Raw genomic sequence first — 22672 nt, forward strand, 5'->3', positions numbered from 1 at the left:
GGTCACCGTGGCGTCAGGCCCGGTCACCGTGGCGTCGGGACGGCGCCGAGCACCGATTCGAGTACGGCGTCCTCGGTGACCCCCTCCAGTTCCGCCTCCGGCCGCAGCCGGATCCGGTGCCGCAGGGTGGCCCGGGTGACCGCCTTCACGTCGTCCGGTGTGACGTAGTCGCGGCCGGCCAGCCACCCCCACGCCTTGGCGGTGTTGAGCAGCGCGGTGGTGCCCCGCGGTGAGGCACCGAGCGCCAGCGCGGGAGCCGTCCGGGTGGCCCGGCACAGGTCGACGATGTAGCCGAACACCTCTTCGCTGACCCGCACCTGCCCGACGGCCCGGCGGGCCGCGGTCAGGTCGGCCGCCCCGGCGACCGGGCGCACCCCGGCAGCGGCCAGATCCGCCGGATCGAAGCCGGCGTGGTGAGCCCGCAGCACGCCCAGTTCCTCGTTCCGGCTGGGCAGCGGTACGGACAACTTGAGCAGGAACCGGTCTAGTTGCGCCTCCGGCAACGGGTAGGTGCCCTCGTACTCGATCGGGTTCTGGGTGGCGGCCACGATGAACGGTGCCGGCAGCGGCCGGCGGACCCCCTCCACCGAGACCTGATGCTCCTCCATCACCTCGAGCAGGGCCGACTGCGTCTTCGGCGGTGTCCGGTTGATCTCGTCGGCGAGCAGCAGATTGGTGAAGACCGGGCCTTCCCGGAAGGTGAACGCCGCGCTTCGTGGATCGAAGATGAGTGACCCGGTGACGTCGCCCGGCATCAGGTCCGGGGTGAACTGCACTCGCTTGGCGTCCAGATCCAGCGCTGCGGCGAACGCCCGTACCAGCAGGGTCTTGGCGACGCCGGGCACGCCTTCCAGCAGCACGTGCCCACGGCAGAGCAGCGCGATGACCAGACCGGTGACCACGGCGTCCTGCCCGACCACGGCCTTGGCGACCTCGGCGCGCAGCCGGCGTAGCGCGTCGCGGGCGGTGTCGTGGCCGGCGAGGCCGGGGCCGTGACCGCCGAGGTCGGTGTCGTGGCCGGCGGGGCCGCTGTGCCGTTCTGCGGGCACGGCGTCCGCCGGACCGGTCACACTGGGTCGGGTCACCAGGGCTCTCCTTCGATCGCGGATGGGGACCGGGGTGCCGGGGCCACCGGCCCGGCTGGCCCGTCGGGTGGTGGTCCGTCCGGGCCGGCGGACAGACTCCGGTCCGGGCTGCCGGACGGCTCGACACGGTTGGCCGGACCGGCGACCTCGGCGGGCAGGACGGCCAGCCGCCGGGCCAGGTGCAGCAGGTCGCCGTCGGTGGTGGGCGGCGGCCCGTACAGCAACGCGTCGATCTGCTCGGCGGACGCCTCGGTACGGGCGGCGACCGCCGCCACGACGTCCGCCGGTTGGGGTTGATCCGGCAGATCCAGCAGCGGAACGAGCCGGGCCAGCGCGGCGGTACGCAGGATACCCGCGGTGGGGGCCCGGTCCCGGGACCGCCGGTAGAGCTGCCCGCGGCCCAGCATCGTCTCGGCGACCGGGACCGTCACCGGCAGCGCCTCGGTCACCGGCGGACCAAACCGGCGGGCCCGCCACAGCACCAGCACCAGGGCGGCGGCGGCCAGTTGGGCGAGCAATGCCCAGAACCACGGCGGGAAGGCATCCAGCAGGGTGTCCTGCGGGGGCCGGACGTCACTGGCCACGGGTCCTTGCGGTTGCCCGGTCGGTCGGGCGCTGACCTGCGGGCCGGCACCGGGGTCGTCCTCGCCGAGGTGGATCGAGGGCTGCTGCACCGGCTCGCCGGGCTCCGGTGGGGTGTCCGGGCGGGCGAGGTCGAGCCAGACCACCTGCGCACGGGTGCCGAGCAGTTCGGCGGCGAACCGCGCGTTGCGGTGCTCGTCGAACCGGTCGTTGCGGAACGGGTCGCTCGCCCCGACAACCACCAGCTCGGCCTGCCCCCAGTCGAGCCGGGCCAAGCCGGCGTCGAAACACAGGTCGAACCGGTCCGGGTCGATCCCGGGCGGGGCAGCGTAACGCTGCCGTACGGCCGCCGCCGGCCCGGTGCCGGCCACCTCGGGCAGTGCGCACGGCCGACCGTCGTGGTCCGGACCGTCGACCCGGGCAGCCCAGCGCCGGGTACGGCGCTCGACCGGCAGCGGCTCGCCGCGCAGCAGCCGGGCCGGCGGGTCGACCAGCAGCACCCGGGTCCCCGCCGGCATCCGGCCGAGCGCCCGCAGGTAGTCCGGGTGCACCAGGGTTGGTGCGGGAACGAACAGCGTGGTGGGCCCGGTCAGCGCGGCGCGGATCGCGTCGACGGTCCCGTCGGCGGAGTGGACGGCGATACCGTCGCCGCGCAACGCGGCGGCCAGGTCGCTGCCGCCCTCCGGGCCGTGGTTGGTCGGGGAGAGGAAGCCGGGTCGGGTCGGGTCCGGGTGGGTCAGCTGGTACGCCACGGCGGTGCCGACGATCAGTACGCCGACCACCGTGAACGGGACCGCGATCCGCAGCCACCGCTGCGGTAGCAGCCCTTGGTGGCGGGCACCTGGCCGGGTCACCGTCGCCGGCCCGGTCGCTGGCCGGCGGGCCGACGGTTCTGGTCGAGCGCGTGACGCAACTGGCCGGCGAGTTCGCGCATCCGCCGGTCGTGGCCGGGCAGTGCCGGGTGCTCGCCGTACCACACGTCGCTGAAGATGCCGCCGGCCTCGGTCAGCACGGGGTGGGCGGCCGGCTCGGCCCGCCCGGCCACGTCGGCGAGTTCGGTGACGGTCCAGCTGGGTCGGTCGGTGAGCACCCCGTGGTCGGTGATCTCCACGACCATCGCGCGCAGCCGTTCCCGGACCGCCTCGGCGTACCGGCCCTGGTCGGCGTACCGGTCGGCGAGTGCGGCCGGCACGTCGGTCGACCGGGGCGGCGGCACCGGCGAACGACCGGGGCCGCCGGCGGCGGTCACCGGCCGCCGTCGCCAGCGGCGTGGGTCGAGCGCGGCGAGCCAGCGGCGTGAGCGGAGTGCGGCGAGCCAGCGGCGTGGATCGAACGCGGTCAGCCAGCGGGGCCGGCCGGGCGGTGCCGGCCGCCAGCGGCCCGGCCGGCGTAGCCAGCCGGCCAGGTCCGGCCGGCGTAGCCAGCCCCATGAACCGGGTCGGCGCCGTGGCCACCAGCGTGGCCAGTGGAACCAGCCGAGGGCGGCCAGTGTGGCACCGGCCAGCAGCAGCACTGTGGCAAAGGGCAGCGGGACGACGTCGCCGACGGCGGCGACGGACTCGGTCCACCAGCGGCTCACGGTCGCGATCACCTGCCGACCACCAGAGATCCGGTGCCCGGTGTCACCGACGCTGCGGCCCGGGAGGTGGCCGTCGGGGTCGACGCGCGCCGCAGGCGGATGTCCAGCCCTTCGGTGCGCATCCGCGTCTCCACGTGCAGGACGGCGTCCAGGCAGGCGAGTGCCGGGTAGCCGACCGCGTTGAGAAGTGTCCAGCCGGCGACGGTCGCGACGGCGAGCCACGGCGCGTCCCGGTCCACCAGGTGCACCGCGCCGATCGCCAGGCCGGCGCGGATGGCGAACCAGATCAGGTAGCCCAGGACGCGGATCAGCCCGGCGCGCAGCCCGGCGCGGGTGGCGAGCGCGGCCGACCGGGCCAGCGACTGCCAGACCGGCACCCGGTCCAGCACCACGGCGGGCACCGCCAGCCCGAGGACCGCGTACCCGATGAACCAGACCGGCCCGGCGAGCGCGGCGGTGAACATGATGGTGCCGGCCGCCCAGGCGACCAGCACGACGGCAGCGAACCGGCCGCCACGCGGGTCGAGCAGCCGCGCCCCGGTGACGCGCCGCCCGTCCAGCGCTGCTCCGGCCGCCCGCGAGGTGAGGCCGCTGAGCAGGGCGATCGCCGTCACTTCGAGGGCCGCCCCGGCGGCGAGCAGCAGCCAGTAGACGCCGAGCCGGTTCCAGCTCGGCAGGTACGCCGGGGCGGTGGCTCCGGCCGCCTCGCGCAACGGGAGCAGCAGCAGTTGCTCACCGAGAGCGAGTACGACGCCGACGGTCAACAGGACGGGCGCGTGGCCGCGGAGCAGACCCACGGCTGCGTCCAGCAGTTCGCCCGTGGTGAGCGGGCGCAGCGGCAGCACGTCGGGCGGGTCGGCGTGATTCACGCGGACTCCTGGTGACGAGGTGGTCGATGGTTCGGACGGGACGGCCGGCCTACCATCGTGGCACGCGGATCGCCGTCAGCCGCTGTAGGGCGGCGCGGCGTCCGGAATGTCGTGACCGTGCGGGGATGTCGTGACCGTGCCGGGGTCGCTGCGACCGGCCCGGCCGGTGGCGGTCCCCCACCGCTGGAACCGGGATGGAATATTGGTCACATGAGAGCCCGCGTGCTGGTTGTCGATGACGATCCCGCCCTGGCGGAGATGATGGGTATCGTGCTGCGCAGCGAGGGCTTCCTGCCGTCGTTCGTTGCCGACGGTGAGCGGGCGCTCGCCGCGTTCCGGGACAACCGGCCCGACATCGTGCTGCTCGACCTGATGCTGCCCGGGATGAGCGGGATCGACGTCTGCCGGGCGATCCGCTCCGAATCGGGCATCCCGATCGTCATGCTCACCGCCAAGAGCGACACCGTCGACGTCGTGCTCGGCCTGGAGTCCGGCGCCGACGACTACGTGGTGAAGCCGTTCAAGCCCAAGGAGCTGGTCGCCCGGATGCGGGCCCGGCTGCGCCGGGGCGAGGACGTCGCGCCCGAACTGCTCACCATCGGGCCACCGGGCAACCAGATCACCATCGACGTGCCGGCGCACACCGTCAGCCGCGACGGTGACGAGGTGAAGCTGACTCCGCTGGAGTTCGACCTGCTGGTGGCGCTGGCCCGGAAACCGCGCCAGGTGTTCACCCGCGAGGTGCTGCTGGAGCAGGTCTGGGGTTACCGGCACGCGGCCGACACCCGGCTGGTGAACGTGCACGTGCAGCGGCTGCGCGCCAAGATCGAGCCGGATCCGGAGCGACCCGAAATCATCCTCACCGTTCGGGGCGTGGGCTACAAGGCGGGCACCGGCTAGCCTGGTCGGTACTGTGGCTGGCCGATCCCGCACCGTGTCCGACCTGTTCTCCCGTGTCAGTGGCGCACTGCGCCCGGCGCGGGACCTGCTGCTGGCCCGGACTCGGCCGGTGACCAGCGGAGCCCAGCGGATGTGGCGCAGGTCCCTGCAGTTGCGGGTGGTGACCATCACCCTGGTCGCGTCCGGCCTGCTGGTCGGCGGGTTCGCGTACATGGTGGCGTCGCAGAGCACCAACATTCTGCTGGACCGGGCCCGGGAAGACGTGCAGCGGCGGCTGACCCACGGGCGGGACTACGCCGCCGAGCAGATGAGCGTGCATCCGCAGTACTTCGACCCGCAGGTCCGGGTGACCTTCGAGCTGACCGTCAGCACCCTGGCCGGCGGCGATCCCGACCAGGTGGGTGGGGTGGTCGTGGTGATGGCGGCGAGCAGCTACCCACTGATCCAGTCGGCGACCTCACCGGCGGTGGACGCGTCCGGCATGATCAGCGACGAGCTGGCCCGGCACGTCGGCTCCGGTGCCCAGGCGCATCAGATTCGCACCGGTGACCTCGGCGAAGGGCGGCTCAAGTACCTGGTCTACGGCTCCCCGGTGCCGACCAAGTTCGGTCAGGTCGAGCTCTACTACCTGGTGCCGCTGACCACCCAGGACCAGGCCGCCAACCAGATCCGGGCGACCGTGCTCATCACCGGACTGGCGCTGGTGATGCTGCTCGGCCTGCTGGCCGCGCTGGTGACCAGACTGGTCGTCACGCCGGTACGGGTGGCCGCGCGCACCGCGCAGCGGCTCTCCGCCGGGCTGCTGGACCAACGGATGGTGGTCGACGGCGAGGACGACCTGGCAATGCTGGCCGCCTCGTTCAACCAGATGGCGACCAACCTGCAGCGGCAGATCACCCGGCTGGAGGAGATGTCCCGGCTGCAGCGTCGGTTCACCTCCGACGTGTCGCACGAGCTGCGTACCCCGCTGACCACCGTACGGATGGCCGCCGATCTGCTCTTCGCCGAGCGGGACGGCTTCGACCCGGCGGCGGCCCGCAGCGCCGAGCTGCTGCAGACCGAGCTGGACCGGTTCGAGAGCCTGCTTACCGACCTGCTGGAGATCAGCCGGTTCGATGCCGGGTTCGCGGTACTGGACGCCGAGCCGACCGATCTGGTGTCGGTGGTCCGCCGGGTCGCCGACCGGCTCGACGGGCTGGCCGCCCGGCTCGGCGTGCGGATCGAGCTGCGACTGCCCGCGACGGCGGTGATCGCCGAGGTGGATCCCCGTCGGGTCGAGCGGGTGCTGCGCAATTTGGTCGGCAACGCCGTCGAGCACGGCGAGGGCCGGCCGGTGGTGGTCACTCTCGGCGTCGATGACGCGGCGGTCGCGGTGACCGTACGTGATCATGGGGTTGGCCTGCGTGCCGGGGAGGACAAGTTGGTGTTCAACCGTTTCTGGCGGGCGGATCCGTCCCGTGCCCGGCAGACCGGTGGGACCGGTCTCGGCCTGTCGATCAGTGTGGAGGACGCCCGGCTGCACGGCGGCTGGCTGGAAGCGTGGGGTGCGCCCGGCGAGGGTGCCCAGTTCCGGCTCACCCTGCCGGCCCGGGCCGGTGACCGGCTCACCTCGTCACCGTTGCGGCTGGTACCGGAGGACCGCCGGCCGCCGTCCGGCGGATCTGACGGCGGATCTGACGGCGCCGATCCGGACGAGCCGTGGCGGGCACCGACGCAGTCGACGCAGCCGGCAGCGGCGGCCGCCGAACCGGTCGGCACGATGGTGGTCCTCCCGGAGCAGAGCACCGGGTCCGGCGACCGGGCCAGTGGCGTGGCCGCGACCGGAGCGGCACCGTGACCCGCCGGTGGCGTCGACTGGCGCTGCTGCCGGTACTCGCCGCGATGCTGCTCGCCGGGTGCGGCATTCCGGAGAACACCGACGTGCGGGTCGACGGGCAGGGTCCGGCACCCGGCCTGCCGACCGGTGGCGGCGGGGCCCAGACGCCGGCGTCGCGGCTCGACGAACGCAACAACACCGAGGCGTTCGTCGTCAACTTCCTGCAGGCCGCCGCCGTGGAGGCGGAACGGGCCGTGGAACAGGTACGCGAGTACGTCGCGCCGCAGGACCGCGCGGACATCCGCGACCCCAACCCCGAGGTCGCGCTGACCGTGGTCCGACTGCGGGAACGTCCGCAGATCACCCGGGCCGAGGCCGGGGTGGAGGAGGTGGCGCTCGACGTCCAACAGCTCGGCCTGCTGCGGCCGAACGGGGCGTTGGAGCCGCTGCCCGCCCAGGAGCCGGAGTTCACCGAGTACACCTTCCAGGTCGGGTCGGTCGCCGGTGAGACGGGCAAGTTCGTTCTCAACCCGCCGGCGGCGCTGCTGCTCAGCGTGGACGCGTTGAACACGTTCTACCTGCAGCGCACCATCTACTTCTGGGACACCAGCCAGCGGGCGCTGGTGCCGGATCTGCGCTACCTGCCGGTGGCGGTGCCGTTGGAGCGCCAGCGCACCGTCCTGCTGGAAATGCTGATCAGCGGGCCGTCGAACTGGCTCGCCTCGGCGGTGCAGGCGCTGCCGAGCGGTATCCGCTCGGGTGGCAACGTGCCCGATACCGGGGACCGGCTGAAGGTGACGTTGATCGCCGACGCGACCCCGTTCGCCGACGAACGCGAACTCGACCGATTGGCGGCCCAGCTGATGTGGTCGCTGTGGCCGGAGTTCGACAACGACCTGGAGTTGACCATCCAGGGGCAGAGTCCGAAGGTCTACCCGGGCGCCGACCTGCTGGCGATGAACGGCACCCAGGCGCTGCCCGAGACGCCCGAACGGTTCACCGTCTACCAGGGCCGGGTGCACCGATTGCGCAGCTCGGCGCGCTCCGGCGAGCCGATCCCGGTGCTCACCGAGGAGGTCAACCAGAACGTGGTCACCGCTGGTTTCACTCAGGCCGGTGGTGGCACGTACGCGGCCCTCGCGGTGGCCGACGGCGGTGCCCAGCGGCTGATCGTCGGCGCGGCGACCGGGGCCGGCACCAGCTTCGACGCCAGCACCCGGACCTTCGACGACATCGGCCGGCCGGTCTGGCTCAAGGCACCAGGTGACGCGGGTCTCGTTGTCGCGGACGGCGGGCTGTTCTCGTTCCGGGTCGGCAGCGGTGCGGTCGAGCAGGTCACGCTGCCCGGGGTGACCGGCGAGGTGCAGTCGGTCGGTGCGGCCCCGGACGGTCACCGGATCGCGCTGGTGGTCGACGGCCGGCTGTACGTGGCCGCGCTGAGCCGGGGCGGCAAGGTCGAGGTGCTGCCACCCCGTCGGGTGCCGACCTCGCTGTCCGACCTGACCCAGGTCGACTGGGTGGCCGAGACGCTGCTGGTGGCAGCCGGCACGAACCCTGACGGGCGAGTCAGCCTGTACGACGTGACAGTGGACGGCGCGATCGAGACCAGTTCGCTGCGGGACCTCGGCGGGGCGAGCGTGACCCACCTGGCCGGCTATCCGGCCAACCCGGTCGGTGGCGGCACGGTCGGCGCCCGGATGTACGTCGCGAACGGTGTGCCGTACGACCTGTTCGAGCCGAGCGAGCAGATCCGGCCGGAGGAGATCGAAGGGGTGGAGCCGAGCGGCACCGAGGAGCCGGAGAACCCCACCACCAATCCGACCGCCCCGTTCTTCCTGTACTGACCTGCGGCGGTGGTGGGCGACGTCTGGTCGGCGCTGGCCGACCTGGTGCTGCCGGTGGAGTGCGCCGGTTGCCGCCGCACCGGCGGCCGGCTGCGGTTCGGTGTGTGTGGCCGGTGCGCCGACGAGGTGCAGCGACTGCGTCCCCGGCCGGTACGCCCCGAGCCGGCCCCGCCGGACCTGCCGCCCTGCGTGGCGTTGGGTGAGTACGCGGGGGCGCTGCGGGAGTTGCTGCTGGCGTACAAGGAACGGGGCCGGCACGGGCTGGGTCGGCCGCTGGGCCGGCTGCTCGGCGACGCGGTCGCCGCCGCGGTCGGCACCGGTGCGGACCGGCCGGTGCTGCTGGTCCCGGTGCCGAGCACCGCTGCGGCGGCGCGGGCCCGGCACGGTGATCATCTCGCCCGGCTGACCCGGTACGCGGCGGCCCGGTTGCGGGTCGACGGCCGGCGGGTCGCGGTGGCGCGGCCGCTGCGGGCCCGGACCCGTCCGGACTCGGCCGGGTTGGACAGCGCGGCGCGGCTGGCGTCCGCCCGGACGGCGTTTCGGCCCCGGCGGGTCGGACTTGACATCTCGCTGCGGGCTGATCCGCGACTGCGGGTGATCGTGGTGGACGACATCGTCACCACCGGTGCGACATTGGCCGCCGTGCACCGGCTGCTTGTCGCGCAGGGACTGCCGGCGTACGCCGCCGTGGTGCTCGCAGCGACGCGACGCCGTCACTTACGGTAGCCAGTTGCTGGGGTCCTTTGTCGGGGTTTGTTCGTGATCTGGGAATCTTCGCGCACCGGTCTCTGTCGAACTGATGACGCGCCGCCGTCGGCGGGTTAGCGTAGGCGCATCAGGGGTATGGCCGGTGGTTGAACAACCACCTGAGGTGTCCCGGAGGGAGGTGTATTCCGCTACCCGGCCGGTTGACGCCGACCACTCTTGGTCCGCTGACCGGTCCCACATTCTTTCGCAGCGACACCGATCGTTGAGATCGTTCCAGGGAGGTCACGCGTGGAGATCGTGGTGAAAGGCCGCAACGTAGAGGTCCCCGACCACTACCGAGCCCATGTAGCCGAGAAGTTGGCCAAGGTCGAACGGTACGACCACAAGCTGATGCGCGTCGACGTCGAGTTGTTTCACGAGCGCAATCCCCGTCAGTCGGACCACTGCCAGCGGGTCGAACTCACCTGCGTCTCGCGCGGGCCGGTGATCCGGGCGGAAGCATGCGCCAAGGATTTCTACAGTGCCCTCGACGCCGCTATCAGCAAGCTGGACACCCGGCTGCGCCGGGCCGCTGACCGGCGCCGGGTGCACCGTGGCCGGCACGCGCCGGTATCGGTGGCCGAGGCGACCTCCGGGCTGCCCACCGCCGGGCTGAACGGCTTCGCTCCGTTGCCACCGTCCCAGCCGACCGCAGAGCCGACGACGTCGGTCGCGGTACTCGACCGCGCCGCGCAGGATCTCACCGACGATGGATACGACGACGTCGCCGACGAGTACGACGACCAGCCCTGGCACATCGTCCGGGAGAAGGAGCACCCGGGCGATCCGATGACGGTCGACGACGCGCTGTTCCAGATGGAACTGGTCGGGCACGACTTCTATCTGTTCCTGGACAAGGAGTCCGGCCGGCCGAGCGTGGTCTACCGCCGCAAGGGCTACGACTACGGCGTCATCGCGCTGGCTGAACCGACCGTCACCGCCTGAACCGACCGCCGCTTCGACAATTCGTGGTCGACCGGTCGGATACCGCCGGCTATCGCCGCCAAACGGTGGCCGTCGGCGGTATTCGACCGGTAGCGGGGTATCGAACCGGCGCCGGTAGCCACCGGCGTCGGCGTTTCACCCGTGGCCGAGGTCGGCCGGTAGCAGCGAGTACTGGACGCTGTCGTGGCGGCTGCCGTCCGCGCCGGGCAACAGAGCCCGGTTCCGCCCTTCGTACTGGAAGCCGGCCCGCTCCAGGACCCGCTGGGACGCGACGTTGCTGGGCAGCGCACCGGCGGCCAACCGGGCGATGGCCGTGTTGGCGAAGATCCACCGAGCGAGCAGCCGTACCGCCCGGGCGGTGTAGCCGCGCCCGCGCCACTGGGGCAGCAGCGAATAGCCGATCATCGCCTCGCCGAGCTCCGGACTCAGATAGCTGAGCCCGATCCGCCCGGCCGGCGTACCGCTGGCCGCGTCGCAGATGACCACGTCGATCCGCTGGCCGGCCAGCCACCTGCCCGGTGCCCTGGTGCACTGCGCCTCGATCAGGGCGCGGGTCGGCACCACCGGTGGGACCGAGGTCGCGGCGACGTCGGGCAGCGACTCCAGGTGATATGCGAAGTCGGCGTCGGCCGGGCCGAGCGGACGCAGCCGGACCACCCCGTCGGTCAACCCGTCGCCGGGCAGGTCCGGCAGGGTGCGTGGGGTCGGGCCCGGTGGGTCGCCGGCCAGGCGGGTCCAGACCACCAGGTCCTCCCGGTCGGCGGTCGGCCCTCGGCCGGGCTGGCTGGCGGCGCCTCGGCGTACCCCCTCGTAGCTGAACCCGGCGGCCAGCGCCACCCGCTGGCTTACCGCGTTGGCCGCGTCGGTGAGCAGCTCGACCCGGCCGAACCCGGAGCGTATCGCGTGGCCGGTGGCGGCGATGGCGGCTGCGGTGGCCGCTCCTTTGCCCCGGGCCCGCGGCGTGACCCAGTAGCCGACCTCGATCTGGGCCCGCTCGGGTACCGCCCGGCTGAGCCCGACGCAGCCGAGCAGTTCGTCGCTGCCCGGGTCGGCGATCGCCCAGGCCGCGCCGCCGCCGGCCCAGGCGGCGGTGGACCCCTTGGTGATCCAGCGCCGTGCGTCGACGATCGTGTATGGCCGGGGCAGGTCGGGGATGAACCGCTGGGTGGTCGGATCGCCGCAGGCCTCGGCGACCGCAGGGGCGTCGTCGGGCAGAAACATCCGAAGCCGGACGCCGCCCTCGGTGAGTTCGACGGGTTCCACCGGCCCATCCTGACGCAGCTTTCGCGCAGGGCATAACGCATATGCCGGGCGGACCTCGTCGACATGGTCCGTTATGTCGGAATATCCGGTGCTGGATGCGGGCTGCGACTGCCGCCGTACCGATTGATGCGCCTACGATGGTGAGGCACACCGTCTAGGGGAGCGTTGATCCGTGTCGATTCTTGAGAAGGTCCTCCGCGCCGGCGAGGGCCGCATGTTGCGTCGGCTCAAGGCGGTCGCCACGGCCGTCAACTCGATCGAGGACGACTACGTCGACCTCACCGACGCGGAGCTGCGGGAGCTGACCGACCAGTACCGCCAGCGGTACGCCGACGGCGAGTCCCTCGACGACCTCCTCCCAGAGGCGTTCGCCACCGCCCGGGAGGCCGCCGCCCGGGTGCTCGGCCAGCGGCACTACGACGTGCAGATCATGGGCGGTGCGGCGCTGCACTTCGGCAACATCGCCGAGATGAAGACCGGTGAGGGTAAGACGCTCACCTCGGTACTGCCGGCGTACCTCAACGCGTTGTCCGGCAAAGGTGTGCACATCGTCACCGTCAACGACTACCTGGCCGAGCGGGACGCCGCCTGGATGGGCCGGGTGCACGAGTTCCTCGGGCTCACCGTCGGCGTGATCCTGCCCAACCGGCCGTCGGCCGACCACCGGGCCGCGTACCAGGCGGACATCACCTACGGCACCAACAACGAGTTCGGCTTCGACTACCTGCGCGACAACATGGCCTGGTCAAAGGACGACCTGGTGCAGCGCGGGCACAACTTCGCCATCGTCGACGAGGTCGACTCGATCCTGATCGACGAGGCGCGGACACCGCTGATCATCTCCGGCCCGGCCGAACATTCCGCCCGCTGGTACGGCGAGTTCGCCGCCGTGGTCAAGCGGATGCAGGCCGGCAAGGACGGCGAGGGCGACTACGAGATCGACTACGCCAAGCGCACCGTCGCGGTGACCGAGCGGGGTGTCGCCAAGGTCGAGGACCGGCTGGGCATCGACAACCTGTACGAGTCGGTGAACACCCCGTTGGTCGGCTACCTGAACAACGCCATCAAGGCCAAGGAGCTCTACAAGCGGGACAAGGACTACATCGTCAACGACGGCGAGGTCCTGATCGTCGACGAGTTCACCGGCCGGATCCTGCACGGCCGCCGCTACAACGAGGGCATGCACCAGGCGATCGAGGCCAAGGAAGGCGTCGAGATCAAGCAGGAGAACCAGACCCTCGCCACCATCACCCTGCAGAACTACTTCCGGCTCTACAGCAAGCTGGCCGGGATGACCGGTACGGCGCAGACCGAGGCCGGCGAGTTCAACAAGGTCTACGACGTCGGCGTGGTGACCATCCCGACCCACCGGGAAATGGTCCGGATGGACCGGGCGGACGTCATCTACAAGACGGAGAAGGCCAAGTTCAACGCCGCCGTCGAGGACATCGCCGAGCGGCACGCGGTGGGTCAGCCGGTGCTGGTCGGCACGGTGTCGGTGGAGAACTCGGAGATCCTCTCCCAGCTGCTGCGCCGCCGGGGCATCCCGCACGCGGTGCTCAACGCGAAGTTCCACGCCAAGGAAGCCGAGATCATCGCGCAGGCCGGCCGTAAGGGCGCGGTCACCGTGGCGACCAACATGGCCGGCCGTGGCACGGACATCCTGCTCGGCGGCAACCCGGACTACCTCGCCGCGGCCCAGCTGCGCCAGCGTGGGCTCGACCCGGTCGAGCACGCCGAGGAGTACGCCAAGGCGCTGGAAGACATCATGCCGCAGGTCAAGCAGGCCTGCGCGGCCGAGGCCGAGGAGGTCTCCGCGGTCGGCGGCCTCTACGTGCTCGGCACCGAACGGCACGAGTCGCGCCGGATCGACAACCAGCTGCGCGGCCGGTCCGGCCGACAGGGCGACCCGGGCGAGTCGCGGTTCTACCTGTCGCTGCAGGACGAGTTGATGCGGCGGTTCCGGGCCGGGGCGGTCGAAGCGGTGATGGAGCGCTTCAACATCCCCGAGGACGTGCCGATCGAGTCCAAGATGGTGACCCGGCAGATCAAGAACGCCCAGGCGCAGATCGAGGGCCAGAACGCCGAGACCCGCAAGAACGTCCTCAAGTACGACGAGGTGCTCAACAAGCAGCGCCAGGTGGTCTACGCCGAACGGCTGCGGGTGCTCAACGGCGAGGACCTGCACGACCAGGTCACCAAGATGATCGACGACGTGGTCGGCGCGTACGTCGACGGGGCGACGGTCGAGGGCTACGCCGAGGACTGGGACTTCGACCAGCTCTGGTCCAGCCTCAAGCAGCTCTACCCGGTGGGGATCACCGTCGACGAGCTGATCGAGGAGGCCGGCGGCGAACGGAGCGCGGTGGACGCCGACTTCCTCCGGGCGCAGGTGCTGGAGGACGCCCACGCGGCGTACCAGCGCCGCGAGGAGGAGCTCGGCACCGACGCGTTGCGGCAGCTGGAGCGGATGGTCCTGCTGCAGGTGATCGACCGTAAGTGGCGTGAGCACCTCTACGAGATGGACTATCTCAAGGAGGGCATCAGCCTGCGGGCCTACGCCCAGCGTGACCCGCTGGTCGAGTACCAGCGCGAGGGCTACGCGATGTTCGCCACCATGATGGACGGCATCAAGGAGGAGACGGTCGGCTTCCTGTTCAACGTCGAGGTGCAGGTGCAGCAGCCGGGGGCCCCGGCTGACGGTGCCGGCGCGCCGGCGGGGGAGCGGCCCGGAACCCGAATTCCGGTGCCCGACGGTGGGGTCCAGGTGAGCGCCAAGGGCCTCGGCGCGGCACCGCGTCCGCAGGGCCTGCAGTACGTCTCGCCCACCATCGACGGCGCCGCCGGTGCCGACGGCGGGGTGCAGGTGCAGCAGGCACCGGCGTTGGGTGTCGGCGGCCCGCCGGCCGGGCGTCCGAGCCAGGGCGGCCAGAGCCAGGGCCAGCGTCCGGGCCAGGGCGGTCGGGGCCGTCCGCCCGCCGCCAGCCGACCGGAGGCCGGTCCGCCGGTGCCGGCGGCGGCTGGCCGTCGAGCCGCGCCCGGCCAGGCCGTCAGCAGCAACGGGCCGTCGCGCAACGCGCCCTGCCCGTGCGGGTCCGGCAAGAAGTACAAGCGCTGCCACGGCGCTCCCGGGGCCTGATCCCGGCGGTACCTGACCCCGGCGGGTTGCCCGGTCACACGACGTCGACCGTGGTGCTCAACCAGCCGGTCGGCCGGCGTTCCAGCCGGAAGGCGAGCGCCCAGCTGCGTTCGTCGGTGCCGAGTACCGCGACCGCCTCCGCGACGCCGCTGACCGGCTCGCAGACTCGCAGCTGACGGACCCGGAGCAGCTCGACGGGGCGCCGCCCACCCCGGACGACCGGCGTCGGCTGCGGCGATGCCGGCCCGCGTCGGGCCCGCCCCGGGTCGTCCGGTCTCCGGGCCCGGTCGACGGCGATGGCCAGCTGGGCGCCGACCGCGAGCGACTGTGCCGGGTCGGCGAGCCGGCGGATGTGGCCAGCGGGGCGGAACCCGTTGATGATCTCCAGGCTCGCGGCCAGGAACCGGTGCGCGGCCCGGCGGGCCTCCGGTGACGCGCCGGCGAGCGCGTCCGGCGGCAGCCCTTTTCTGCGGCCACCGGCTGACCCGTTGACCGGTTGGCCGTCGGCTGTCGCCGGCCGGTCGGCGACCACCGCGCCGGGTGTCGCCCCGGCCAGGTCGAGTGCCAGCTGTACGCCGGGATGAGGACCGGGACGCAGGTCGAACTGAGCCGGTTCGTCGGTGAACGGCGGGTCCAGCGGCGGGGCGGGTCGCAGTCGGACGGGGGGACGTCGGATCCGGGTCGCGACAGTCATCCGAGCTCCTGTTGATCTTGCGTTTGCCTTCGTTTGCTTTCGGCAGACCAATTTGAAGCCAGCATGACACCCTCCGTCAACGTCTGTCGATGACGGTGTTCGGACAACCAGTAGTCGCCGGACTACTCGGGCTCGCGCTCGATCAGCGGGTTGCTCTGCACCCACTGCGCCGTCTCGGCGTACTTGCGCTGGATGTACTCCTCCAGCTGGGCGCGTTCCACCCGCCACTGTCCGCGTCCGCCGATCTTGATCGCGGGCAACTCGCCACTGCGAACCATGTGATAGACCTGCGAGTCGGATACGTTGAGTTCGGCGGCGACGTCGGACAACTGCAGGAACCTCGGCTCCACGGTGACTCCCGGCTCGTCTACGTCGGTCGGTTCAGTGTGCCACCGTGGCCCCGCTGGGCCGCTCGGCGGCGTACATTGCATCAGCGACGACATCTGTGGGGGCGAGCGTGTCCGACAACCTGCTCCGGGTCTACGTCCCGGCCACCCTGCCGGCGCTCGCCGGGCTCCGCGACACCGGCCAGCTCGCCGCCGACGTCGCGCACACGGTGACCCCCGCACTGCGGGAGTGGTACGTCGAGGGTGACGAAGAGGAACTGGAGTACGTCGCGTTCACCCGTGCCGCCCAGGAGTCACTGCGCCACCTGCGCGACGATCCGGCCGCCCCGCGCCGCCGGGTGGTGATCGCCGTCGACCTGCCGGCGGACGCGCTGAAACGGTCTGTCGCCGAGCTCGGCTCCAGCACCGTGACGCTGGCCGGCCCGATCGCCTTCGCCTCGGTCGCCGCGGTGCACGTCGACGGCGACGAGGCGGTTGACGACGTGTCGGCGGCGGTGGCTGCCGTGTCGCAGGCCGCCGCCGGTGACCCCGACGCCCAGTTCGTCGTGGACGGTGCCGAGGACCACGAACTGGAGTGGTACGACGTGTCCGAGCTGGAGACGCTGCTGTGACCGGGCCAGCCGGCCCGGTCACAGCCCATGTGCGGGTACCGGCTCAGCCCATGTGCGGGTAGCGGTGGTCGACCGGCGGCACGAACGTCTCCTTGATCGTGCGCGGCGACGTCCAGCGCAGCAGGTTGTGCTTCGACCCGGCCTTGTCGTTGGTGCCGCTGCCCCGGGCGCCGCCGAACGGCTGCTGCCCGACGACCGCCCCGGTCGGCTTGTCGTTGACGTAGAAGTTGCCGGCCGCGTACCGCAGCATGGCACCGGCCCGGTCGATCACCCGCCGGTCGGTCGCGAACACCGACCCGGTCAACGCGTACGGAGCGATCTCCTCGGCCTGGGCCACCACGTCCCAGAACTGGTCGTCATCGTAGACCGACACCGCCAGGATCGGGCCGAAGTACTCGGTGCTGAACACCTCGTGCCCGGGATCGGTGCAGGTCAACAGGGTGGGCCGGACGAACCAGCCGACGCTGTCGTCGACCGTGCCGCCGGCCAGCACCTGACACGACGGGTCGTTGCGGACCCGGTCCAGCACGGCCGTGTGCCGGGCGAACGCCCGGTCGTCGATCACCGCGCCGCCGAAGTTGGTGAAGTCGGTCACGTCGCCGTAGGGCAGTGACTCGACCGTCGCGACCAGCCGGTCCCGCAGCCCGGCCGTCCACAGCGACTTCGGCAGGTACGCCCGGGACGCCGCCGAGCACTTCTGTCCCTGGTACTCGTACGCGCCCCGGACCAGGGCGGTGTGCAGTGCCGCCGGGTCGGCGCTGGGATGCGCCACGATGAAGTCCTTGCCGCCGGTCTCGCCGACCAGCCGGGGGTACGAGCGGTACCGGCCGATGTTCTCCCCGACGGTCCGCCACAGCTGCTGGAACACCCGGGTGGAGCCGGTGAAGTGGATGCCGGCCAGGTCCCGGTCGGCCAGCGCCACCTCGGACACCGCCAGCCCGTCCCCGGTGACCAGGTTGATCACCCCCGGCGGCAGCCCGGCGGCCTCGAACAGCCGCATCGTGAAGTGGGCGGCGAACTGCTGCGTCGGGGACGGCTTCCAGACCACCGTGTTGCCCATCAGCGCCGGCGCGGACGGCAGGTTGCCGGCGATCGCGGTGAAGTTGAACGGGGTGACCGCGTAGACGAAGCCCTCCAACGGGCGGTGGTCGAACCGGTTCCACACCCCCGGCGCGGACCGGGGCTGCTCGGCCAGCACCTGATGGCCGAAGTGCACGTTGAACCGTAGGAAGTCGATCAGCTCGCAGGCCGAGTCGATCTCCGCCTGGTACGCGGTCTTGGACTGACCGAGCATGGTGGCCGCGTTCACCGTGTCCCGCCACGGGCCGGCCAGCAGGTCGGCGGCGCGCAGGAAGACCGCGGCCCGTTCGGCGTACGGCAGGTTGCGCCAGCCCGGTGCGGCCTGCTTCGCCGCCGCCACCGCGGCCTCGGCGTCGGCCGGCTCGGCGTTACCGGTCACCCCGAGGACGTGCCGGTGCCGGTGCGGAATCACCACCTCGATCGGCGCGCCCGCCGCCATCCGCTGCCGGCCGCCGATCGTCATCGGCAGCTCGATCCGGTCGGCCGACAACTCGGTGAGCCGGCGGCTCAGGTCGGCCCGCTCGGCGCTGCCCGGCGCGTAGTCGCGGATCGGTTCGTTGCGGGGGTCGGGGGTGGCGGGAACGGCGTCCATCACAGGCTCCTGGCGTGATCTCGACAACGTCGGCGAAGACGGACCCGTCGGGGCACCCGGTGGGGCGGCCACGGCGACGCGGTCCGGGTCCCATCGTCGCACGCCCGGCCGACCCGCACGCCGATCCGCGTACGCTGGTCGGCACCGGACGACAGCACGCCGACGACCAGGAGGGCACCAGCGATGACCAGCCAACCCGCAGTCGCCCCCGACGCCGAGGTGGGCCCGGACCGCCCGGTCGGCGACGCCGGGGTGGGCCCGGACGGCTCGGTCGGCGCGGCAGTCGTTCTCGGCCTGCTCAGCCTCGCCTGGGTGACCCTGCTGATCGTCTCCGTGTTGAGCACCCTGGGGTCGTCCACCGACGGGGTGCTCGCGGTGACCGAGACCGCGTACGGGCTCCCGGCGGTGATCTTCGCGGCGCTGATCGCCGGAGCGGGTGTCGGCCAGGCGGTCCGCCGGCTGGCGCACCGGTGGCTGGGCGCGGCGGCGGTGCCGAGACTGCTCGTCGCCGTCGGCTGCGGAGCGTCGACCGGCGTCGGTGCCGCCGCCGCCGTGGTGTACGGCGACGGCCGCGGCGGGTCGGCCGTCCAGATCCTCGGCTGGGCGCTGTTCGCCGGTGCCACGGTCGGCGGTGCGTTGACGGGTCTGCACCGCCGTGCCGGCCTGCTGACGGCAGCGGCCGCCGCCGGCGCGCTGGCGGTCGCCGGCACGACGACCGCCCGGGAGTTGGCCAAGGGGCCGCTGCTGGACCTGTTCGGAGCCGCCGACACCGCCGGGTCCGTGCTGGCCGCGCAGTCCCGACTGGTCTGGGTCACCGCACTGTTGGCCGGTGCCCTCGCCGGGCTGGTGACCTTCGGCTACCTGCACCGGGCGGTACGCCGGTCCGGCCGGTCGCTGCCCTGGCCGGGATACCTGGTCGCCGGGGCCGGTCCCGGCCTGCTGTTGGTGATCGCCGAGGTGGTCACCCGGGTCGGCGGTGCCCAACTGCTCGATCTGGCCCGGTCGTTCAGCGAGAGCGACCAGGCCTTCCAGACCATGGCCGACGGTGCCCGGATCAACTCGGCGTTGATCGTCCTGTTCACCGCGGCGTTCACCGGGTTGATCTGCCTCGGCCGGACGTTGCCCGGCCGGCCGGATCCGGATCCGGTTGCGGACTCCGAGCCGGCTGCGGATTCCGAGCCGGCGGTGGGCTCGGCCGGCACCCGCTGACGTAGCCGGTCGGACAACTTTCCGTCACAGTGACGCGGATCCCTCCCAGGTTCGTGCCAAGCGTCAGTTTGGCGACCGTCGCTCCTCGGCCGCGCACCTACCGTCGAGCGAGTGGACGGGCAGGACGGCACGCGACAGGCGCTCGATGGGCGGTACCGGCTGGGGGCACAGTTCTCCCGTGGGGCGGTCGGCGCGGTGCACCGCGGGCACGATCTGCACGACGACGTGCCGGTGGCGGTGAAGGTGCTCCGGTCGGAGGCCGCCGAGCATCCTGATCTGGTGGAGGGCTTCCACACCGAGGCCGCTCTGCTGTCCCGGCTGGACCATCCGAACGTGATCCGGCTCCGGGCCCGGACCGCCGTGGGCGACCTGCCCGCCCTGGTTCTGGACCTGGTCGACGGCGACGACCTGCGCCACCGGGTCCGCCGGGACGGTCCGCTGCCACCGGCTGTCGCGGTCGCCGTCGCCGCACAGGTCGCCACTGCTCTGTCGTACCTGCACGAACGTGACATCGCGCACGGCGACGTCAAGCCGGCGAACCTGCTGGCACCGGCGGACGGGGGCCGGGTGCGGCTGATCGACTTCGGCGCCGCCCGGGCCGGGCATGCGGCGGCGCCGGACCGGGCCACCCTGGCCACCCCGGAGTACGCCGCGCCGGAGATCGCCTGTGGCGGTTCGCCGACCTGGTCGTCGGACGTCTATGCGCTCGGCATCGTGCTGTTCGAGTTGCTCTGCGGCCGTACGCCGTACCGGGGCGGGAGCGCCGACGAGGTCCTCGCCCGGCACCGGCGGTGTGTGCCCGTACCACCGGTGGGGCTGCCACCGGCGGTGTGGCCGGTGATCGAGCAGTGCCTGGCAGCGCGACCGGCGGACCGGCCGACCGCCCGGTCGCTCGTCGCCCGGCTACGTGGTCTGGAGCCGGCGCTCGACGGCTGGCCGGCGTTGCCGGCGTTGCCGGCGGACGCGGTCACCTGGTGGCCCCGGGACGGTCCGGCCACCGCTGGGGCCGCGGTGGGAGCGCGGCCACGACGCCGGGCGCTGCAGTTCGGCGGGTTGGCCGGTGCGGGGCTCGCGTTGTCGGCGGTGGTGGCGGGTCTCACCCTGGCGGCCGGACAGGGGACCGGTCCGCAGCCGGGTCGGCTCAGCGGGCCGATCGGCCCGGTCGGTGCGTCGGCGCCGCCGGCTGCGAAGTCATCGCCGATGTCGGTGTCCCCGGGGGAACCGGAGGGTGGGGCGGCGTCGGGAAGCCCGGTTGGTCCCACCGGCCAGGTAGGTTCGAGCGGGACGGCTGGGTCTGGTGTGGCCATCGGGACGCCGCAACCGTCCGATCCGGGACAGCTACCAGGCTCTCCGGAGGATATGCCCGGTGAGCTGGGGCTCCGGATCGGGGACCCGGTGCCACAGTGGCCGATGTCCGGGGTGGCCGGACCGGACACTCCGAACTAGTCAGACGAAGTGAACTTCATGCTTCAAACTTCACCAAAAATTCCTGCACCGAGGCATGTTGCTGCGGGTAACATATTCTTTGTCCGTTTTGCTGCCTGATGGTAAATATTGATCTTCCTTACCGGACCGTCGTCCACAGACAGTGCACTTTAGAACACGGTTGGTCGCGGATCGCGCCAAATCCTGGACGTAGAGGCGACAAAGTGGCAGCGTAGAGGGCATGGCGGATGTACGAATCAATCCCACGGCGGCAGCCCTTCTCGGCCTGCTCCATGAAGGACCCATGACAGGCGGGCAGCTGATGGCTGAAGCTGACCGTCGACTCGGCGCTTACTGGTCGATGACCAGGAGCCAGGTGTACCGGGAGCTACCGGTGCTCGCCGAGCAGGGCCTGGTCCGGCTCGGCAAGCCCGGGCCGCGGTCCAGCCAGCCGTACGCGATCACCGCGGCCGGCAAGCGCGCATTCCTCAAGTGGTTGGCCGACGCCCCGGGCCGCGACTCGGTCCGTAACCCGATCGCGTTGCGGGTGGCGTTTGGCGAGCACCACACGGCCGACCAGTTGAAGACGGTCTACGCGGACGCGAGCGAGCACCACACCGAGGCGCTGGCCGCGGCCCGCGAGCAGGCACGCGAGGCGAAGAAGAACGGCGACACCTTCGGGGCCGCCGCGCTCGAGTTCGCCGTGGCCTACCACAAGGCCGCACTCTCCTGGCTGAAGACCGCGCCGGTGGGCTGACCACCGGCGCCGGTCGCCGGTGGTCACGACGTATTGTTGTCGGTTGTGACCACTGCCGACTATGCCGACCAGCTAAAAGATCTTGACGCCACGCTTCGCCGGATCGAGGCGGTCATCGACATTGATCGACTGCGCCGCGACCGGGCGGAGCTGGAGGAGGCTGCCTCTGCCCCCGACCTCTGGAACGACCAGGCGAGGGCACAGCAGGTCACCTCCCGGCTGTCGTACGCGAACGCGGAGATCGCCAAGCTGGAGTCGTTGCGCACCCGGCTGGACGACGCGGCCTTGCTGCTGGAGATGGCGCAGGCGGAGGAGGACGCCGGCACGGTCGCCGAAGTCGGTACCGAGCTGGCCGGGTTGCACAAGGCGATCGAGGAGTTGGAGGTGCGCACGCTGCTCTCCGGGGAGTACGACTCCCGGGAGGCGCTGGTGGCGATCCGGGCCGGGGCCGGCGGCGTCGACGCCGCCGACTTCGCCGAGATGTTGCTGCGCATGTACCTGCGGTGGGCGGAGCGGCACGGCTACCCCACCGAGGTCTACGAGACGTCGTACGCGGAGGAGGCCGGTCTCAAGTCGGCCACCTTCACGGTTAAGGCGCCGTACGCGTTCGGCACCCTCAGCGTCGAGTCCGGAACGCACCGTTTGGTGCGGATCAGCCCGTTCGACAACCAGGGCCGGCGGCAGACCAGCTTCGCCGGCGTCGAGGTGCTGCCGGTGGTCGAGCAGACCGACCACATCGACATCCCGGAGAACGAGATCCGGGTGGACGTCTACCGGTCGTCGGGGCCGGGCGGGCAGAGCGTGAACACCACCGACTCCGCCGTACGGCTCACCCACATCCCTACCGGCATCGTGGTCACCTGCCAGAACGAGAAGTCCCAGCTGCAGAACAAGGCCGCCGCGCTGCGCGTGCTGCAGGCCCGGCTGCTGGAGCGCAAGCGGCAGGAGGAGCAGGCCAAGATGGCCGGACTCAAGACCGACGCCGCCGGCTCGTGGGGCGACCAGATGCGGTCGTACGTGCTGCACCCGTACCAGATGGTGAAGGATCTGCGGACCGAGCAGGAGACCGGCAACCCGACCGCCGTGCTCGACGGCGACCTGGACGCCTTCATCGAGGCTGGCATCCGCTGGCGCAAGCAACAGGAACTCGCCGAGGACTGATACCGGCAGCAGTTGCCTGACTACTAT

The 22672-nt window shown here is 71.9% G+C and carries 19 protein-coding genes; 11 read left to right on the top strand and 8 right to left on the bottom strand.

The features are described 5' to 3' along the window. Positions 1 to 23: 23 nt before the first annotated feature. From ACFHWT_RS12915 to ACFHWT_RS12930, 4 genes are all read right to left on the bottom strand, one after another. The gene (locus ACFHWT_RS12915) at positions 24 to 944 is read right to left on the bottom strand and encodes an AAA family ATPase (RefSeq protein ID WP_416594863.1); all 921 of its coding nucleotides are present in this window, start codon (positions 942 to 944) and stop codon (positions 24 to 26) included. A 137-nt stretch (positions 945 to 1081) separates the two neighbouring features. Then, positions 1082 to 2521 (bottom strand): DUF4350 domain-containing protein, encoded by a 1440-nt coding sequence (locus ACFHWT_RS12920; RefSeq protein WP_416594839.1) that lies wholly within the window; start codon positions 2519 to 2521, stop codon positions 1082 to 1084. After that, a complete protein-coding gene (locus ACFHWT_RS12925; protein ID WP_416594840.1) occupies positions 2518 to 3258 on the bottom strand; it encodes a DUF4129 domain-containing protein in 741 nt (246 codons plus the stop codon). Before ACFHWT_RS12925 ends, ACFHWT_RS12920 begins: the two co-directional genes overlap by 4 nt. Then, entirely contained in the window at positions 3255 to 4115 is an 861-nt protein-coding gene (locus ACFHWT_RS12930) for a hypothetical protein (RefSeq protein WP_416594841.1), read from the bottom strand. Before ACFHWT_RS12930 ends, ACFHWT_RS12925 begins: the two co-directional genes overlap by 4 nt. A gap of 210 nt (positions 4116 to 4325) precedes the next feature. Here ACFHWT_RS12930 and mtrA point away from each other — a divergent pair, with 210 nt between their 5' ends. The 5 genes from mtrA (at position 4326) to hpf (ending at position 10367) form a co-directional block, all read left to right on the top strand. After that, complete coding sequence (gene mtrA, locus ACFHWT_RS12935) at positions 4326 to 5015, top strand: MtrAB system response regulator MtrA (protein WP_123603719.1); 690 nt, start codon at positions 4326 to 4328, stop codon at positions 5013 to 5015. 130 nt (positions 5016 to 5145) lie between these two features. Beyond that, on the top strand, positions 5146 to 6852 hold the full coding sequence (gene mtrB / locus ACFHWT_RS12940) for an MtrAB system histidine kinase MtrB (RefSeq protein ID WP_416594864.1): 1707 nt from the start codon (positions 5146 to 5148) through the stop codon (positions 6850 to 6852). Continuing rightward, complete coding sequence (locus ACFHWT_RS12945; protein WP_416594842.1) at positions 6849 to 8675, top strand: LpqB family beta-propeller domain-containing protein; 1827 nt, start codon at positions 6849 to 6851, stop codon at positions 8673 to 8675. The genes mtrB and ACFHWT_RS12945 overlap by 4 nt, the downstream gene beginning before the upstream one ends. 9 nt (positions 8676 to 8684) lie before the next feature. Then, positions 8685 to 9401, top strand: a complete 717-nt coding sequence (locus ACFHWT_RS12950) for a ComF family protein (RefSeq protein ID WP_416594843.1) — start codon at positions 8685 to 8687, stop codon at positions 9399 to 9401. A 270-nt stretch (positions 9402 to 9671) separates the two neighbouring features. Next, on the top strand, positions 9672 to 10367 hold the full coding sequence (hpf, locus tag ACFHWT_RS12955; RefSeq protein ID WP_416594844.1) for a ribosome hibernation-promoting factor, HPF/YfiA family: 696 nt from the start codon (positions 9672 to 9674) through the stop codon (positions 10365 to 10367). A gap of 135 nt (positions 10368 to 10502) precedes the next feature. Here the strand turns inward: hpf and ACFHWT_RS12960 are convergent, their stop codons facing one another. After that, positions 10503 to 11630: a GNAT family N-acetyltransferase gene (locus tag ACFHWT_RS12960; RefSeq protein ID WP_416594845.1), complete on the bottom strand. Its 1128-nt coding sequence runs from the start codon at positions 11628 to 11630 to the stop codon at positions 10503 to 10505. A 172-nt stretch (positions 11631 to 11802) separates the two neighbouring features. Between ACFHWT_RS12960 and secA the strand changes: the two genes are divergently transcribed. Next, on the top strand, positions 11803 to 14769 hold the full coding sequence (secA, locus tag ACFHWT_RS12965; protein WP_416594846.1) for a preprotein translocase subunit SecA: 2967 nt from the start codon (positions 11803 to 11805) through the stop codon (positions 14767 to 14769). A 34-nt stretch (positions 14770 to 14803) separates the two neighbouring features. Here the strand turns inward: secA and ACFHWT_RS12970 are convergent, their stop codons facing one another. Together ACFHWT_RS12970 and ACFHWT_RS12975 are read right to left on the bottom strand one after the other, a co-directional pair. Further along, complete coding sequence (locus tag ACFHWT_RS12970) at positions 14804 to 15463, bottom strand: Rv3235 family protein (RefSeq protein WP_416594847.1); 660 nt, start codon at positions 15461 to 15463, stop codon at positions 14804 to 14806. Positions 15464 to 15585: 122 nt separating this feature from the next. Continuing rightward, positions 15586 to 15813: a helix-turn-helix transcriptional regulator gene (locus ACFHWT_RS12975; protein WP_281551696.1), complete on the bottom strand. Its 228-nt coding sequence runs from the start codon at positions 15811 to 15813 to the stop codon at positions 15586 to 15588. 107 nt (positions 15814 to 15920) lie between these two features. Between ACFHWT_RS12975 and ACFHWT_RS12980 the strand changes: the two genes are divergently transcribed. After that, positions 15921 to 16421: a DUF6912 family protein gene (locus ACFHWT_RS12980; protein WP_282233694.1), complete on the top strand. Its 501-nt coding sequence runs from the start codon at positions 15921 to 15923 to the stop codon at positions 16419 to 16421. 43 nt (positions 16422 to 16464) lie between these two features. Here ACFHWT_RS12980 and pruA read toward each other — a convergent pair whose 3' ends face one another. Further along, positions 16465 to 18093: an L-glutamate gamma-semialdehyde dehydrogenase gene (pruA, locus tag ACFHWT_RS12985; RefSeq protein ID WP_416594848.1), complete on the bottom strand. Its 1629-nt coding sequence runs from the start codon at positions 18091 to 18093 to the stop codon at positions 16465 to 16467. A gap of 183 nt (positions 18094 to 18276) precedes the next feature. Between pruA and ACFHWT_RS12990 the strand changes: the two genes are divergently transcribed. The 4 genes from ACFHWT_RS12990 (at position 18277) to prfB (ending at position 22645) form a co-directional block, all read left to right on the top strand. Further along, positions 18277 to 19302, top strand: a complete 1026-nt coding sequence (locus tag ACFHWT_RS12990) for a hypothetical protein (RefSeq protein ID WP_416594849.1) — start codon at positions 18277 to 18279, stop codon at positions 19300 to 19302. Positions 19303 to 19413: 111 nt separating this feature from the next. Beyond that, entirely contained in the window at positions 19414 to 20748 is a 1335-nt protein-coding gene (locus tag ACFHWT_RS12995; protein ID WP_416594850.1) for a serine/threonine protein kinase, read from the top strand. 220 nt (positions 20749 to 20968) lie between these two features. After that, positions 20969 to 21484 (top strand): PadR family transcriptional regulator, encoded by a 516-nt coding sequence (locus ACFHWT_RS13000; RefSeq protein WP_123603708.1) that lies wholly within the window; start codon positions 20969 to 20971, stop codon positions 21482 to 21484. Between the two features lie 45 nt (positions 21485 to 21529). Beyond that, positions 21530 to 22645 (top strand): peptide chain release factor 2, encoded by a 1116-nt coding sequence (prfB, locus tag ACFHWT_RS13005; protein WP_282233698.1) that lies wholly within the window; start codon positions 21530 to 21532, stop codon positions 22643 to 22645. Positions 22646 to 22672: the final 27 nt, after the last annotated feature.

This window comes from Micromonospora sp. LOL_021 (assembly GCF_048060215.1).
Lineage (GTDB): Bacteria > Actinomycetota > Actinomycetes > Mycobacteriales > Micromonosporaceae > Micromonospora_E.

Bases quoted from the DNA above. Each gene is read 5' to 3' on its own strand.
- mtrA (WP_123603719.1), top strand. From the start codon at position 4,326: ATGAGAGCCCGCGTGCTGGTTGTCGATGACGATCCCGCCCTGGCGGAG.
- mtrB (WP_416594864.1), top strand. From the start codon at position 5,146: ATGTGGCGCAGGTCCCTGCAGTTGCGGGTGGTGACCATCACCCTGGTC.
- ACFHWT_RS12970 (WP_416594847.1), bottom strand. From the start codon at position 15,463: ATGACTGTCGCGACCCGGATCCGACGTCCCCCCGTCCGACTGCGACCC.
- pruA (WP_416594848.1), bottom strand. From the start codon at position 18,093: ATGGACGCCGTTCCCGCCACCCCCGACCCCCGCAACGAACCGATCCGC.
- ACFHWT_RS12990 (WP_416594849.1), top strand. From the start codon at position 18,277: ATGACCAGCCAACCCGCAGTCGCCCCCGACGCCGAGGTGGGCCCGGAC.
- ACFHWT_RS13000 (WP_123603708.1), top strand. From the start codon at position 20,969: ATGGCGGATGTACGAATCAATCCCACGGCGGCAGCCCTTCTCGGCCTG.